The sequence below is a fragment of the Limobrevibacterium gyesilva genome, assembly GCF_025989185.1.
GTDB classification, from domain to species: Bacteria; Pseudomonadota; Alphaproteobacteria; order Acetobacterales; family Acetobacteraceae; genus Limobrevibacterium; species Limobrevibacterium gyesilva.
Genome location: NZ_JAPDNT010000051.1, coordinates 1 through 14,465, shown reverse-complemented (window position 1 = coordinate 14,465; position 14,465 = coordinate 1). Strand labels below are relative to the sequence as shown.

Genomic DNA, 14,465 nt, shown 5'->3' with positions numbered 1-14,465 from the left:
CGGATCTCATCGAGGCCCGCGGCCGCAAGGCCAAAGAGGCCGGATAGATAGCTGCACCGACGACTCGTCGGATCAACACGAATGTCCTTGCGGAGCGGGGACCGTCCATAGATAGGTCCACAACCGCCCGGTGCTCGTCTTGCCTTTGGCCAGGACGGGCACGGTCGTGTCGTCGCCGTGGAGCCGTTCGGCCGCCATCACGTGCAACCGGATCAGCGCGACCAGCGGCGAGAGGTTGGCCGCGCAGGCGCCGACCCAGTCGGCCAGCGTCGAGGTGTCGAGCTCGATCCCTTCGCGGGCAAAGGTCTCGCTCTGCCGGTTCAACGGCAGGTGCTGGCGGAACTTGGCTTCCAGGATCATGGCCAGCAGCTCGGGGCCGGCACGTCCGCGGGCGATCGGGTGGAACGGGGCCGGGGCCTGGCTGATAGTTTCGCAGGCCCGGCAGGTGAACTTCTCCCGCACGGTCTGGATCACCTTCCATTGCCGGGGCACCACCTCCAAGGTCTCGGTCACGTCTTCGCCGAGTTTGGACAGCTTGCCGTTGCAGCAGCGGCAGACGACAGGTCCAGTGACCACCACCCGCTCGCGCGGCAGATGCGCCGGCAGCGGTCCACGAACTGGCTTGCGGCGGATCGGGCTGCGGCCAGCACGCGCGCCGGCGGCATCTGGATCGAGTGCCGCCCCGTCCTCGGCGGCCGCCGCCTCCAGCTCCTCCAGTTGCAATTCCAACTGATCCAGCAGCTTGCTGCCGCGCTCGGAGGACGCGCCGAACTGCTCGTGGCGGAGCTTGGCGATAAGCAGCTTCAGATGGGCCACCATCGCCTCGGCACCGGACGCCCGCGCCTCGGCCTCGCGCCGCGCCAGCTGCTCGGCCGCCTGCGCCGCACGCAGCGCGGTGAGGTCGTCCGGAGCGGGGTCGGAGCTGGGCGGCATGGCGTCGATTCAACCACACCGGCCGGCGACTGTGTACCCCTTCTGAGGGCTGCCGGGTTAGCCAGCCATCTCGGGCCGCCAGGTCCGCTGCGGATTGCGCCAGTCGATCCCGTCCAGCATGTAGCCCAACTGGGAGGCCGAGATCGCCACGCACCCGTCCGCCGGCGACGGCCACAGGAACCGGCCCCGCTCCAGCCGCTTGGCATACAGCGACATGCCGAGCCCGTCGTGCCAGAGGATCTTCACCAGGTCACCGCGGCGGCCTCGGAACACGTAGAGGTCGCCGGCATGCGGATCGCGCTGCAACGCCTCCTGCACCTGCAGCGCCAAGCCGTTCATACCACGGCGCATGTCCGTGTGACCGTTGGCCAGCCAGACCCGCACGCCGGTCGGCGGCACGATCATCGGCGCACCGCGGTCAGAGCGCGCCGCAGGGTCGCCAGCCCGACATCTGCGCCCACCCGGATGCAGGTGCCGTCCGGCAGGGTGATCTCGACCCGGGCTGCCTCGCAAGGAGCCGCCGCCTGGACCGGCGCTGGCACCGCAACCGAAGGATCTGCCGTGATCTGCACCGGCAGGAACATCGGCATCGGCTCCGGCACCAACTCGCCACGCCGGACTTGACCACGCCAGTTCCACAGCAGACCGCGGCTGACTTCATGCCGGCGTGCGACGTCGGCGAAAGAGGCGCCCGGTTGCTCCACCTCCGCGACGATCCGGAGCTTCTCCTCCAGACGCCAGCGACGACGGCGCTCAACGCCAGTGATGATCTCCATTCAGCAACCCGCCTCTGATCTTAACGGCGCTCGTACGAACGCCGTTAAGATCGCCTGCCACCATCAGCCGAGGTAGGCGGCCTTCGCCGGGCGGATACCGTAGCTGCTATGAACCTGCCGCGATCTCCGGCCGCAGTCGAGACACGCGGCGTCGAGCGCCGTTGGATGAGCGATGATCACCACGCCTTCGCCATCCGCCGTCACCTTCTCGATGGCCAGACCGGCAGGCGATACCGCCGTGAATGACGTGCGTCGCATGGTGCACTCTCCCCGAATCTTGGAGGTCCGAGCTTACCTGCTCTGCACCGAAAGTGAGTCAGAGCCCTTTTCCCACGCCTAAACACAGCGTGGATCGGGGCGCCCGCGAAGAACGATCGGTAGCTTGACCATCTCCTCCGCCTTCAGCTCCGCCGCCGTGACGTGATGCAGCACGTTCGACGCGAACACACCTTTCGCCGGGATGCTCTCCAATACCGGTGTCGCGGTGTATTCGACGATCATGGACGGCCGCAGGCCAGCAAGGGTATCGAAGGAAAGCGGCCCGCGCACGTTGTGGGCTTCATCGACGATCACCGCGGGCCGGTGCAGCCGCAGTACGTTCTCAAGAGACGGCACGGGCGATCCGGAAGGGCCCAGCCGCAGGAGCGGCAGCACAGCGGCAGACAGACCCGTGAAGTGATCCATCAGCTCGCCATTCGCATCGTAGACCTTGCGGCCTTCCTTATCCTCGACCCGAAATGCTTGGATCGTAGCGACGATGATGCACGCGCTGCCGTCATAGTCGGCCCGCTTAGCATAGAGCGCTTCGGCGAGAGTCATCACCCGCACGTTGTCGCCGAACCGGTCTCTTAGCGCGCCGCTGTTCGGATGCTCGCGATCCTTGAGCGTCTTGACCGTTTGGTCGCGAATAGCCTGCGAGGGCACAAGCCAGAGAGCGACCGGATTTTCGACACGGAGAAAAGCATCGGCCGCTATCGCGACCGTATGCGCCGCCATGAACGTCTTGCCACCGCCAGTCGGCACACGCAGGCAGACATACGGCAACCCCGGAAGCTGGGGCGGCTCCACATAAGGCCTGCGCGTTGTTGCGGCAAAGGCGGCAACGGCGTCACTGCCGCCGCTCACCGCGTCCAGAAATGCCCGTAGGGTCTGGAGCGCAGCAGTTTGGTATCCCTTCAATGATGCCGAAGAGGTCATGGAGCCTATACCCCCTCGATCTGATAGGGGATTTGCTTGAAGACGACCCCTGCCCGCGCCAGTCGATCGCGCGGCACCGGCAGCCTTCCGCGTAGACGACGCGGGTTCCGCTGAAGTTCGCTGGCGCCGGCAGTTTCTTCAGCACACCGGCCGTTAGCACTGTTTCGGCGGTCGCGATGCCAGGCGTCGCTTCGGCAAAGAGCAAGAAGACGGCGCGCCCCTGATGAACGCCGAGAAGCGATGAGCTATGCGTGGCGCGCTTCGGAATTGGGCTGCCGGTCTCGCAGAAGAAGACATGCGCTGCGAGGTCGGCAAAGCGGACATGGGGCGCGATGCCGCCGCCGGCGTCCAGCAGCGGCTGTCCGAGCGTGCAATAGCGAAACCCAGAGCCAAGCGGGGCCGCCGAGTCGCCCTCGCCGCCATCCCTGCCCTGCCAGCTATAGCCTTCGACCGCTTTCTTGAGCCGAGGTGCCGCCACACCGCGCGCGGTCTCGTCGTTCATCTCGACGAGAATAAACCGCCGAGCGCCGCCATCATCCTTGTTGAGCTTGAGCACGGCGTGTCCCGTGGTGGCGGAACCGGCGAACGAATCCAGCACGATGTCGTTCGGACCAGTCGCGAAGGACAGAAGCTCGACGATCAGGTCGGTTGGCTTGGGATTGTTAAAAACCTTCTTGCCCGGAAAAATCCGCGCAAGCTCATTCGCCCCGCGCCGCCCATCAAGTTCGATGATGCTCGGGAGCTTGGCTTTCCACTCGTTGATGTAAATCTTGAGTTCGACGATCTTGTTCTCATCCTTCCCATATATGAAGCGCTTTTCCGCGAGATACTGGTCGCGCGTTTCCGGCGGGAAGCGGTAGCCCATGAGCGGCGCCTTGCACGGCTTCTTTGTCACGGGATGGATGATGTCGTAGCGGTAGCCTTCGCGGCCAGGGTTGTGGACGCTGCGGCTTCCGGTGAAGACGTTCGTCGCGTCGATCTGATCATATTCCTGAAACGGCCAGAGCTGCGGCTTATGGTCTCGGAACCACGCTGCATATTGCTTCTGTAGCTCGGGAAGATTGTCGCCATAGGCCGCAATAAGCTCACGCGCCTTTGTCTGGATCACATCGCGGACCGGTGACTCGCTGGCTTTCCAAACACGATCCAGGGTGGTTTTGCGCTTGGCAAAACAGACGATGTATTCGTGCTCGATCGCGATGTTAGTCGGATTGTTGTCCGTGGCGTTGTGCCAGACGATCTCCCGACGTGATTCCCAGGCCCAAAAAATCTCATCCAAGAGGCTATGAAGGTGCCGATGTTCGTTGTCGTCGATGCTGACGAAAACCACGCCGTCTTCGGACAGGAATTCTTTGAGTAGCCGCAGGCGCGGATACATCATGCAGAGCCACTTATCGTGGCGGGAAAAGTCTTCCCCCTCCGCTCCAACGACCTTGCCGAGCCACTCACGAATTTCTGGTGAGTCTACGTTATCGTTGTAGAACCAGGCATTCTTCGCAGCCTCCTTGTTCCCTGTGTTGTACGGAGGGTCGATATAGGCGGCCTTCACGCTGCCGGCGTAGTAAGGCAACAGCGCCTTGAGGGCTTCAAGGTTATCGCCTTGCACGAGAAGGTTGCCGGCATCGCCGATGCCCGCGGATTGGCGTGAGTCGCAATTGATGATGCTGTAAGGAACAACGCGGTGATGATTGACGACAGCCTTTTTGCCGATCCAGTCGAGAACGGGCATTTACTCAAATCCAGTCCGGGCCGAAGACCCTTGTCGCGTCGGGTAGTCCATTCACGTCGTATCCTTGCACATGCCGTTATGAGTACCGCAGGGATGCCGAACTCGTTCTGGTTTGACCGCAGGGCCACGCTCATGGGCGTACTACTCCATGCGCCTACGAAATGGAATGAGCATGGCGCCCGATCCAGACGTGCTTTTGTCGGGTGCCTGGTGACGTTCCTTGAGACGAGGTAGCGTCACGAGGTCGCCGCCGTTTGAACTCATGAAGCCTCGCGGCAGACCGCACAACGATTCCACATCGGCCGCTGGCAGCCGGAAGTCATCAAGCAGTTGCTCGCGTGTCCGGATTCCTTCATCGATCAGCAGCCTCACCGAGCGGCTGAGGAGCCGCGGAGCTTCGACGGGTATACTGTCATCGAGCGGTTCGGCTTTGCGCCAGCCCCGCGAGCTGTAGTGCTTCCACAAGCGTTGTTCGTATTCGTCGTTGATCATGCCGAGGGTGCGGCACCGTTTGATCATTGCGCCCAGGGAGACCTTCCACCTCTCTTTGAGCGGCAGAAAGCCGTTGAGGGTCGGCGACCAGACCTCGGCGGCGAAGCTTTCGCCTGGCAGGAGGAAGGCACCAGCGAAGAGAAAGGCTTGCCGCTCGACTTCCTTGAACGCGGCGGCATCGGCGAGTGTCTTTTCTTTAATCCGCGCGTGCAGTACGAGGTGGCCGAGCTCGTGCGCCGCATCAAGACGCGACCGGGCGCAGGTGTCCTTGTCGGCCGCGATCAGCACATAAGGTCGATGATCCGCGCCCGACCAATGCGACAGGCCGTCCATGGCGACGCTGCCGACTTCTTCCTTTACGACGCAGATGCCGGCGTTTTCCATGACCAGGAGCACGTCGGCGATCGGGCCTATGCCGAGGTTCCAAAGACGCCGGCACTCGGTTGCCATCCGCTCGATATCGGCTTCACCGATCTCCCGGTAGTCGGCTGCGTCGATCCGCGGTACGTTGACGGCCGGCAGATCGAGCCATTCCTGGAGAGTCAGGGCAATCTCTTCGGCCCAGTGCAGACGCCCACAGGTGCGCCGACGCAAAGCTTGCGTCGTGCTCGCCATAGAGCGGAAGAACATCGGATTGTCGCCATAGCGCGCCTTGGGCCGGAGGAAGAAGGTGATCGGCAGATTGAGCGCTCGCGCGAAGGTCTCCAGCGCTTCGGGCTCCGGTGACTGGTTGCCCGCTTCCCAGCGAGAAATGCTGGAGCTGGTACGGTTGATCAGATCGGCGAGCGCAACCTGGGTGAGGCCGCGCGAATCCCTTGCTTCCACCAGCCGTTCCGATTGGAACCCTGGTGTTCCGTTACGCATATTCTCCCTCCTGTCCCGTTGAACGGGCTTCTCGAACGTTATCCCGCGTCAGGCCGCTTCTTGAGCTGCGGCACAGCCACATCCTTGATCTCAACCGGTGCTTCGGCGGGCTTCCGCGCGGCAGCATCGGCATCATGATAAAGCGCCAGCAGGTCCGTGATGGCGATCAGGCGGACCCAATCCGTTAGGTCGGCATTGGGAATGCCCAGGCCGACATAGGCCGGGACTGTCGGCTCGCCCCGGCGTGGATGTGCAGTGATGACGAGCATCCCACACATGCGATCGCCCGACGGCGCGGTCGAATGCTTCAAGAGGTCGAGTTGCAGCGGGTTCAACCAGGCGTTTACCTCAGCCCATTGCTGCCGGAAAGCCGTCGCACGCGGCGGGCCACAATGGCGCTGGATGTTGCTGCGGATCAGATAGACGCCGCCGCCTTCGACCAGACTGTAGCGCCCGCCGGCAGGCTCCGTGTGCGGGGCGAAGACCGCGAGGCCGTTGTCCCGTGCCGCCTGTCGGAAGCCTGCCTCGCAGCGCGCGTGCCGCAGCTGGCCGAGCATGTTGGCCCGCTCCGGCTCCTCGGAATGACGCGACGCCAGAGCCCAGGCTTCGCCGAAGCCGGCATCGGCATATTCAAGGGTCTGCCGGAAGAAACCGGCAGGGTAGCTGCCCAGGATGCGGGGGATCGGATCGGGCATGCGCGGCCTAATGCAGTTTGCGTTTATCGGAATATGGCATGAAAAATTTGCGTTATCAAGCGTGGTGTGAGCCGCGATGATGGGCGCAAAAATATCTCACTGCCGGCGAGCGCACGGTAACGGTGGGTCGGGGTCGTCAGTCGCCGCGCTCTTTCATCCAGATCATGGCGTCGAAGGACCGCAGCTTAGCCGCGTCCATCGAGGCCAAGACACGGCGGCTGACCACGCTCTTGTCGGTCACCCGGTTGCTGACCCGGAATCCCCATCCTTGACCCGCCGGATAGACCACGACGTTGTAGCCATCCACGTTCAGGAACGGATTGCCATTGCGCGAGACGCGCCAGCCGCGCGTCAGCCATTTCCGGCGCCGGGCACTTGCGTTGCGCAGCACCTTCTCACGCTGCCGCGCGCCCTCATAGTCTTCTTCCATGTGGCCGGCGCAGACGCAGCCGCACCCCAGCACGTCGGGATAGTGCGGATGCTGCATGTGATGGACATATCGGATTTCCTGCGTCTCACACATCTCGCAGGTTGCCGATGGCTCGCCGAGATCCTCGATGTCGATGCAGGTCCAGCCCTTGTGCGGCACTCCCGGCTGCGACCATTTGCCCGTCAGCCTGGAGGTCTCGTTCATCCGCGCTTCACCGCCGTGGCGATGCGGTCATAGGTAAGGCCATCCGGCGCGCCATCGAGGTAGGCGCGGATCAGCGTGTTGTTCTTCGCCGTAGCGACCATCCGCAGGTGGAGCTCTTCCTGTTCGGCGACCATGGGCCGCGTCGAGGGATTGGACATCATCTGCTGAATGACCCGCAGCCCTTCGAGCGGTCGGTGCATGTGGTAGGTATAGCGCGACCAACCCTCGGCGATTACTCGTCCATGGATCACGAGCTGACCGCGCTTCTGCACCTCGGGACTCATAGGCCGGCACAGGGTCAGGTCTGTTCGCTGCCCTCGAAATTCGAGCCAGGCGTGCGATGCGTAAAGCTCATCGGTCCCGTCATTCACGAAACCGACGACGGCGTTCGCGGCGGTGCCGTGTTCCTGTTCAAGGAACAGCTTGAGGAACAAAGAGGCGCGGTAGCAGGCCCCATCGAGCGGAAGGGCCACGGCAAGCCCTTTCGCCGCACGGACGAGGATGCGCTCCTGTTCGTCCAACGTGGCAAGCCAAGCCGCTTCAGCGGCGTTCCGTCTTGCGGCCTCTCCCATCTCAACCCCTGTCGAATGCTTACGCGCGGCGCCGCAAGCTCCAATCGTTGCCTATTATAATCAATGGAATGCCGGTTGCGCACCCCGATTGCTGAATCGGCAGATCACGCCGCAATCCGCCGCGGATCTTTGGCGCCGCCAAACTCCGCCAGCACCCGCTGTTCCGCTTCGGCGCAATAGTTTGGATTGAGCTATGAAGACACGCCCGGAGCAGCTGCCCCGATCGTTTCAGGTTGTAAAACGGCACCGAAGCGGGACCCCCTCCAAACCTGCCGCAATGCGCTGAAACGACTTGCGAAATCAGCAAAAGAAAAGGGTCCCGATCGGCGCCGATCGGGACCCCACACCGAACGAAATTTCGCTCAGAATATCAAAGTATTGTGCGCAATTAGCCGTGGGGTCCCAGTTCGGTGCTGATTTACATCTACAATCGCAAGCGCCTGCATCCGGCGACCGGCTGCCACTCACCAGCCCGCCTGGAACTCGTCCCGTGGCGGCCCAAGGTCGAGTCCGTATCCCCTCCTTCAGGGGAGGATCGTTCTGGCTCACCGTCAAACTCCGGAACCCAGACTTGCCGGCAGGTTCGCCGTCTGGCAGCACCTTTACAACCCGTATAACAGCATCCGGGGCGAAAACGTTAGACGGATCAGAATGTACCCCCGACATGAACAGAGTCTTCGTCTTGACGAAATCGCGGAAGAATGGGCGGCCGACCTGTCCCGAAGTCTGGAGAGAGTTCGCACGTTGCTGGTCCAGTCGTTCTGGCGAGGCGAACTGGTTGCCAGCCTGGGCAACCCTGCCACGATCAAGGCCGATCAACGCGAGCTTGCGCTCGATGTGCTGAAGCAGTTCCCGGACCACCCCGGATTGGTGGTCGTCGAGTCGCAGTCCAAGGCGCCGCCGGCGATCATTGTGGATGATGACGGGTCCGAATGGGGCGATCCAAGGGCGGTCATTATTTGGCCGGCGGATACCAAGACGCGTAACGGCTCATTGCTCAAGCAGGCCTGCGAGAACCTGGCGGCCGTCGACTGGTGCGATTACCACGATGACTTCAAGGTCATGCTGTCCGAACTTTTGGTCTTACGGGCGGATTTTCAGGCGTTCTGTCGCGCAAAGGGCTACAGGCTCCCCGCCTTCTGGTCTGGCGATGCCAAGCCGAACGTTGCCGCGCAGGCCAAGATCGATTGCCGCAACTGGCTCAGGCAAGAGGTTCGCCAGCTCCGCGACGCGAAGCCAATGCGCAAAGCGGCATATCGTGCCGAAGCGCGAGAGCAGTTTCGAGATCTGACTGCCCGCGCTTTCGACAAGATCTGGGAGGCCACCGTTCCAGACCGCTGGAAGCGGCCGGGTGCGCCCCCCGGTCCCCGATCCAAGGCCGGTAGCGCACCACGAAAATCGTAGCGCCCCTCGTCTCGATTTTCCAATATTCCATACTGATTTCAGCGTGGTAGTCGGACTTAGCACGACATCTTGGCGCTGCCGGCTATTTTTGCCCCCCGGAAGTCGCCATCACCTTCGGGATGAGGCACGCCGACCCGTCCGCACAGAAGCCTGACCCTGCCGCAGCGGCCGCTGGCGAGAGCACGCGGTTGCTACGCCATCTCGTGCGCCTTCTCGCCCGGCAGGCCGCGGCCGAGGCGGTCAGCATGCTCGTCTCCACAAAAGAGGTTCGAAACGATGGGCACATCGATACCAGCATCAACACCGAATCCACCACTCCTGACCGTTGGTGAGGTCGCCGACCGACTGCAGGTTCACCCCCGCAGCGTGCGCCGCTGGATCGCCGACGACCGGATGCCAGTGGTCCGACTCGGTCGCGCCGTGCGGATCCGCACGACTGACGTCGACCGGATCATCGCGGGAGGCGGCCTCGGCTAACGCCGTGAAGGGTCGCCCGGAGCAGCCATTCCAAGTAATTGATACATATTCACTCGTGAAAACACGAGTAACTAAAGCGGGTTCCTTTACAATAGCGAGTATTAACTATATGAAGCACAAGTCCTCTTCTGTCATCACGAGTCACAATGTGCCACAACAAGCCCCATCACGAGTCCCGCGCTCTGGCGTTGTCGGCACCTTGGCCGACGTCGTCGCCGTCGTCAGGACGGCTGATCTGTCGAAGCAACGGGCGCAGGAACTCATTGCAGCTCTGAACACCGTCGGTCGTGCGCTCGGCAACGACCTTGAAAAGATCCCCTCAGACCCCTTGCTGCTAGGAAGGCGCCTGGCCGAGGCGAACCCGCTGGCCTGCAACGTGACCTTGCGACGCTGGAACAACGTGCGCAGCTTGGTGCGCGCAGCTCTGGCCCTGGCGGTCCCGGTCGCTTCGGCCTGGCGTGCGGCCGACCTAACCCCTGAATGGGGCATGCTGCGCGGGATGCTCGGCGAGCTGTATGCGGACGCACGCCGCTATGCGGACATTTCCGGCTTCATGCGTTTCTGCAGCGGCCGCGGTATCACGCCGGTGCAGGTCAACGAGGTTGTGTTCGAAGCGTTCCGGGCATCGCTGTCGTCCTCCCTGCGCAAGCGGTCAGAGGAGACATATGCAAACTGCTGCCGGACCTGGAACAAAGCCGGCGAGGCATTTCCGACCTGGCCCGCTTTTCGGGTATTCCGGGCGTCCAGGCGCGTCACTTGGACGCTTGCCTGGGATACCTTCCCGGCTTCGCTGCGGAAAGACGCCCAGGCCTGGCTCGACAGACTGGCGGGCGTCGACCTGACCATGGAAACGTTCAGAAAGCCTGTCCGGCCAGGCACGTTGAAGATCCGAGAGTACCAACTTCGCTCGGCGGCTTCAGCCCTCGTACTTCGGGGTCGTGAGCCCGCCTCGATCGGCAAGCTGGCTGACCTGGTCGAGATCGAGAGTTTCAAGGAAATTCTGCGATATCTGATCGATCGTCGGGACGGCAGCGCGCGGGGACAGGTTGGCGATATCGCGTCGCTCCTCAAATCGGTTGCGCAGTTTCATGTCGGGATTCCGAAAGAGACGCTCGACGCCATGGCGGGGGTTATCCGCCGTATCAGCCATCAGCAAGGCCGGCAGCAGGGGCTGACCGAGCTCAATCGGCGGCGCCTAAGGCCATTCGACGAGCCGGAAAATGTCCGGGCGCTGGTGGGGTTGCCGGAGCGGTTACTTCGCGAGGCGAGGCGGACCAGGCCGCCGGTCCAGGCTGCGCTCCTGGTACAGACCGCCCTCGCCATTGAGCTACTGCTGTTGGCGCCGATGCGCCTGGCGAATCTTGCGGCGCTTGACATCGGTTTGCACATCCAGCGGATTCGCAACAGCAAAGAAGTATCGATTGTGATCCAAAGTCACGAGGTCAAGAATTCAGTCTTGCTGGACTTTCCATTGCCCGCCACGAGCGTCGCGTTGCTGGACGTCTATATTCAGGAGTACCGACCGCTGATCGCCACCGCGGGGTCGACGGCAGTGTTTCCGGGCCGGGCTGGCAAGCCTAAAGGGCACAATACTTTGCGGCAGCAGATTTCACAGACGATCCTGAGATACGCGGGTCTGACCATCAACCCGCATCTGTTTCGCCACATCACGGCAAAGCTCTATCTCGATCAGAACCCCGGCGCATATGAGGTGGTCCGCCGCGTGCTCAATCACCGGTCGATGAAGACCACGACGAACTTCTATACGGGGCTTGAATCCGCCGCAGCTGTCCGGCACTTCGATAAGACCATTTTGGGTCTCCGCGGCGGGGAGGGCCACGGTGACTAAAATCCTCGCCCGCGATCCCGCCCGCCGCTGCAAACCGCTCTTTGAGTGGCCGGAATTTGACCGGGAACTGTGGCTCGCGTCACTGCCCCCGGGCAACATCATTGACGGGGCTGGCGCGCGCGCCGGCCTGGCTTTTCATTCCAACCGCAAACTCGTGTCGAGCTATGGCCGGTGGCTGCAATGGCTCGATATCCGCGGCCTTCTCGATGCGGGCCAGCCCCCGGCAGCCCGCATCACGGCCGATCGTGTGTCCGGCTACGTCAAGGACCTTTCCGCATTCAACGCCGCTCAAACCATGATCTCGCGCGTCGTGGAACTCCAGCAGATGGCGCTGATCCTGGACCCAACGCAGGACTGGAAGTGGTTGAGCCGGATTAGCGCCTCACTGCGTGCTCGCCATGTTCCAGCCAGGCCTAAGGCGCCAAGGATCGTGGGCACCGACGAATTATTTTCCCTCGGAACGCAGTTGATGTCGGACGCATCACAACGTGACAAGTCGCTCCAGCGAGCTCTTCAGTATCGCGACGGCCTGGTCGTCGCCCTGCTCGCCGCCCGTCCTCTGCGCCGACGCAACCTTGCCGGCTTGCGGATCGGTCATTCCGTGGTCCAGCGTGGTGGTGATTGGTGGCTCGATATCCCAGCATCCGAGACCAAGACCAAGGCGCACATCAGCGTGCCCCTGCCGGCCATCCTGTCGACGGCGGTCGACAGCTACATCACCGTCCACCGTGACTTCCTGATCGGTCAACGTGGACGGTGGTGGCAAGACCCCGGCGCGGCTCTGTGGATCTCTTCGCATGGCTCTCCGATGACGGAGATGGCGCTCTACGATCGAATAGTCGCTACCACGCGCGCCCGCTTTGGCCGGGGGATCAATCCGCATTTCTTCCGGGACTGCGCGGCAACGTCGATTGCCCATGACGATCCCGGTCACATCCGCATGGCAGCGCCGCTACTCGGCCACAGGACATTCGCAACGACGGACCGATACTACATTCAATCGAGCACGCGTCGCGCTACGCTGTGGTGGCAGGATCACGTCATCGCCCTGCGGGCCAACTTCGATGAACCGACGACTTAGCCGATTATGCAGGAGTGGATGCCGATGCGCGCCGTGATCTACGCCCGCTACAGCACCGAGCATCAGCGCGAAGCCTCCATTGCTGACCAGGTCGAGGTTTGCCGGCGCTATGCCGAGCGACAGGGCTGGACCATCACCGAGATCTATGAGGACGCGGCGATCAGCGGGGCGAGCCGCTTCCGGCCCGGCTTTCAGCGCGTGCTGGCGGACGCCGAGGCCGGCCGCTTCGATATCCTGGTCTCTGAGGCAATCGACCGTCTGGGCCGTAAGCTGTCGGACGTGGCCGACCTGTACGACCGTCTAACCTTCGCGCGGGTGCAAATTCACACCACCAGCCAGGGCCCGATCACCCAGATGCATATCGGCATCATGGGTACGATGGCCCAGATGATGCTGTCGGAGACCGGGGAGAAGGTCCGCCGTGGCCAGCTTGGCCGTGCCCGCGCGGGACGCATTCCAGGTGGACTGGCTTATGGCTACGAGGTTGTCGCGCCGGCCCTGGACGCCAAGGAAGGAGGTGAGCGTCGCATCAAGCCGGATGAGGCCGCGGTCATCCGCCGGATTTTTGGCGAGTATGCCGGCGGCAAGTCGCCCCGCCGTATTGCCCGTGACCTAAATGCAGAAGCGGTCCCGGGCCCGGATGGCCGTCCCTGGATCGACACCACGATTCGCGGCCAAGTCGATCGCGGCACCGGGCTGCTGAACAACACGCTCTATATCGGCCGCCTGAGCTGGAATCGTTGCAGCTACATCAAGGACCCGCGCACCGGCCGCAAGGTCGCCCGGGTGAACCCCCGTGCCCAATGGGAGGAGGTCGAGGTTCCGGAACTGCGCATCATTGACCAGGAGCTGTGGGACCGGGTCAAAGTGCGACAGTCGGATGTCCGGATCGAGATGGGGCGCGATACCGATGGCAACGCGCTCAATCGGACGCACCGCCGGGAATTCCTGTTGAGCGGCATACTGGTCTGCGGCTGTTGCGGTGGCGGCTACACCGTCGTGGCCAAGGACCGCTATGGCTGCGCCACGCGCCGCGGCAAGGGAACCTGCACCAATAGCCGGACGATCGACCGCCAGCGCATCGAGGCGCGCGTCCTGGCCGCCCTCAAGAACCGACTGCTCACCCCCGACCTTGTGGACGAATTCGTTCGTGCCCTTGATGCGGAGCTGGCCGACCTGCAGAAGAATTCGCTGGGCACTCAGGCCCGCGTCCAGAAGCAATTGGCGGACGTCGAGCGACGCCTGCAAGGGGTGCTGCGCGCGGTCGAGAACGGCGCCTGGAACGACAGCCTGCGCGATCGTTTGACCGAACTGGAAACGCGCAAGGTCGACTTAACCGCGCAGCTTTCAGCCGCCGCCAATCCGACTCCGCGGACCCGACTGACTTCCGGTGCCGCGGAGATCTACCGCGCCAAGGTGGCCGGTCTGGAGGCATCGCTGGCTGCCGAGGAGATCCGCGCGGAAGCCGGCGAGGCGCTGCGGTCGTTGATCGAGCGCGTGGTGCTGACCCCCGACCTTACCGCAGCCGACGGCTTGGCTGCGATGCTGTATGGGGAGCTGGCGACGATCCTGTCGCTGGCGTCGGGGGCCCAGAACGAGAAACTCCCCGGAACGTCTGTTCCGGGGAATCAATTCTCGGTGGTTGCGGGGACAGGATTTGAACCTGTGACCTTCAGGTTATGAGCCTGACGAGCTACCGGGCTGCTCCACCCCGCGTGGGTGGTCTTGTGGAGGGGTTTGGGTGTGTTGGAAGACCTGGCGG

Annotated in this window: 15 protein-coding genes, 1 tRNA gene and 1 pseudogene; 6 read left to right on the top strand and 11 right to left on the bottom strand. The window is 63.0% G+C overall.

Annotation, left to right across the window (positions count from 1 at the left end; translation table 11 throughout):
* Positions 1–108: 108 nt before the first annotated feature.
* From tnpC to OL599_RS24830, 10 genes and pseudogenes are all read right to left on the bottom strand, one after another.
* Positions 109–933 (bottom strand): annotated as a pseudogene (gene tnpC / locus OL599_RS24875) (IS66 family transposase); the annotation flags it as partial.
* Between the two features lie 57 nt (positions 934–990).
* A complete protein-coding gene (tnpB, locus tag OL599_RS24870) occupies positions 991–1,338 on the bottom strand; it encodes an IS66 family insertion sequence element accessory protein TnpB (protein ID WP_227309670.1) in 348 nt (115 codons plus the stop codon).
* Complete coding sequence (gene tnpA / locus OL599_RS24865) at positions 1,335–1,709, bottom strand: IS66-like element accessory protein TnpA (RefSeq protein WP_264716744.1); 375 nt, start codon at positions 1,707–1,709, stop codon at positions 1,335–1,337. Before tnpA ends, tnpB begins: the two co-directional genes overlap by 4 nt.
* Positions 1,710–1,772: 63 nt before the next feature.
* Entirely contained in the window at positions 1,773–1,967 is a 195-nt protein-coding gene (locus tag OL599_RS24860) for a hypothetical protein (RefSeq protein WP_264716743.1), read from the bottom strand.
* A 78-nt stretch (positions 1,968–2,045) separates the two neighbouring features.
* A complete protein-coding gene (locus OL599_RS24855; protein WP_264716742.1) occupies positions 2,046–2,834 on the bottom strand; it encodes a DEAD/DEAH box helicase family protein in 789 nt (262 codons plus the stop codon).
* Positions 2,818–4,635, bottom strand: coding sequence for a site-specific DNA-methyltransferase (locus OL599_RS24850; protein ID WP_264716741.1), 1,818 nt, complete (start codon positions 4,633–4,635; stop codon positions 2,818–2,820). The genes OL599_RS24855 and OL599_RS24850 overlap by 17 nt, the downstream gene beginning before the upstream one ends.
* Positions 4,636–4,776: 141 nt before the next feature.
* Positions 4,777–5,991 carry a helix-turn-helix domain-containing protein gene (locus OL599_RS24845; protein WP_264716740.1) on the bottom strand — a complete coding sequence of 405 codons (1,215 nt, stop codon included), beginning with the start codon at positions 5,989–5,991 and terminating at the stop codon, positions 4,777–4,779.
* Between the two features lie 38 nt (positions 5,992–6,029).
* Positions 6,030–6,686 (bottom strand): hypothetical protein, encoded by a 657-nt coding sequence (locus OL599_RS24840; protein WP_264716739.1) that lies wholly within the window; start codon positions 6,684–6,686, stop codon positions 6,030–6,032.
* 136 nt (positions 6,687–6,822) lie between these two features.
* Positions 6,823–7,320, bottom strand: a complete 498-nt coding sequence (locus OL599_RS24835) for a hypothetical protein (RefSeq protein ID WP_264716738.1) — start codon at positions 7,318–7,320, stop codon at positions 6,823–6,825.
* Positions 7,317–7,841, bottom strand: a complete 525-nt coding sequence (locus OL599_RS24830; RefSeq protein ID WP_347403231.1) for a hypothetical protein — start codon at positions 7,839–7,841, stop codon at positions 7,317–7,319. The genes OL599_RS24835 and OL599_RS24830 overlap by 4 nt, the downstream gene beginning before the upstream one ends.
* Positions 7,842–8,543: 702 nt before the next feature.
* On the opposite strand from OL599_RS24830, the gene OL599_RS24825 reads away from it, so the two are divergent.
* From OL599_RS24825 to OL599_RS24805, 6 genes are all read left to right on the top strand, one after another.
* Positions 8,544–9,296: a hypothetical protein gene (locus OL599_RS24825; RefSeq protein ID WP_264716736.1), complete on the top strand. Its 753-nt coding sequence runs from the start codon at positions 8,544–8,546 to the stop codon at positions 9,294–9,296.
* A 119-nt stretch (positions 9,297–9,415) separates the two neighbouring features.
* Complete coding sequence (locus OL599_RS24820) at positions 9,416–9,628, top strand: hypothetical protein (RefSeq protein ID WP_264716735.1); 213 nt, start codon at positions 9,416–9,418, stop codon at positions 9,626–9,628.
* Positions 9,573–9,773 (top strand): helix-turn-helix domain-containing protein, encoded by a 201-nt coding sequence (locus OL599_RS26230; RefSeq protein WP_408886991.1) that lies wholly within the window; start codon positions 9,573–9,575, stop codon positions 9,771–9,773. The genes OL599_RS24820 and OL599_RS26230 overlap by 56 nt, the downstream gene beginning before the upstream one ends.
* A 199-nt stretch (positions 9,774–9,972) precedes the next feature.
* Entirely contained in the window at positions 9,973–11,622 is a 1,650-nt protein-coding gene (locus OL599_RS24815; RefSeq protein ID WP_264716734.1) for a site-specific integrase, read from the top strand.
* The gene (locus tag OL599_RS26115; RefSeq protein WP_264716733.1) at positions 11,615–12,703 is read left to right on the top strand and encodes a tyrosine-type recombinase/integrase; all 1,089 of its coding nucleotides are present in this window, start codon (positions 11,615–11,617) and stop codon (positions 12,701–12,703) included. Before OL599_RS24815 ends, OL599_RS26115 begins: the two co-directional genes overlap by 8 nt.
* 6 nt (positions 12,704–12,709) lie before the next feature.
* A complete protein-coding gene (locus OL599_RS24805) occupies positions 12,710–14,386 on the top strand; it encodes a recombinase family protein (RefSeq protein ID WP_347403232.1) in 1,677 nt (558 codons plus the stop codon).
* Here the strand turns inward: OL599_RS24805 and OL599_RS24800 are convergent.
* Positions 14,343–14,419: transfer RNA gene (locus OL599_RS24800), tRNA-Met, on the bottom strand. The two genes, OL599_RS24805 and OL599_RS24800, sit on opposite strands and share 44 nt — an antisense overlap.
* Positions 14,420–14,465: the final 46 nt, after the last annotated feature.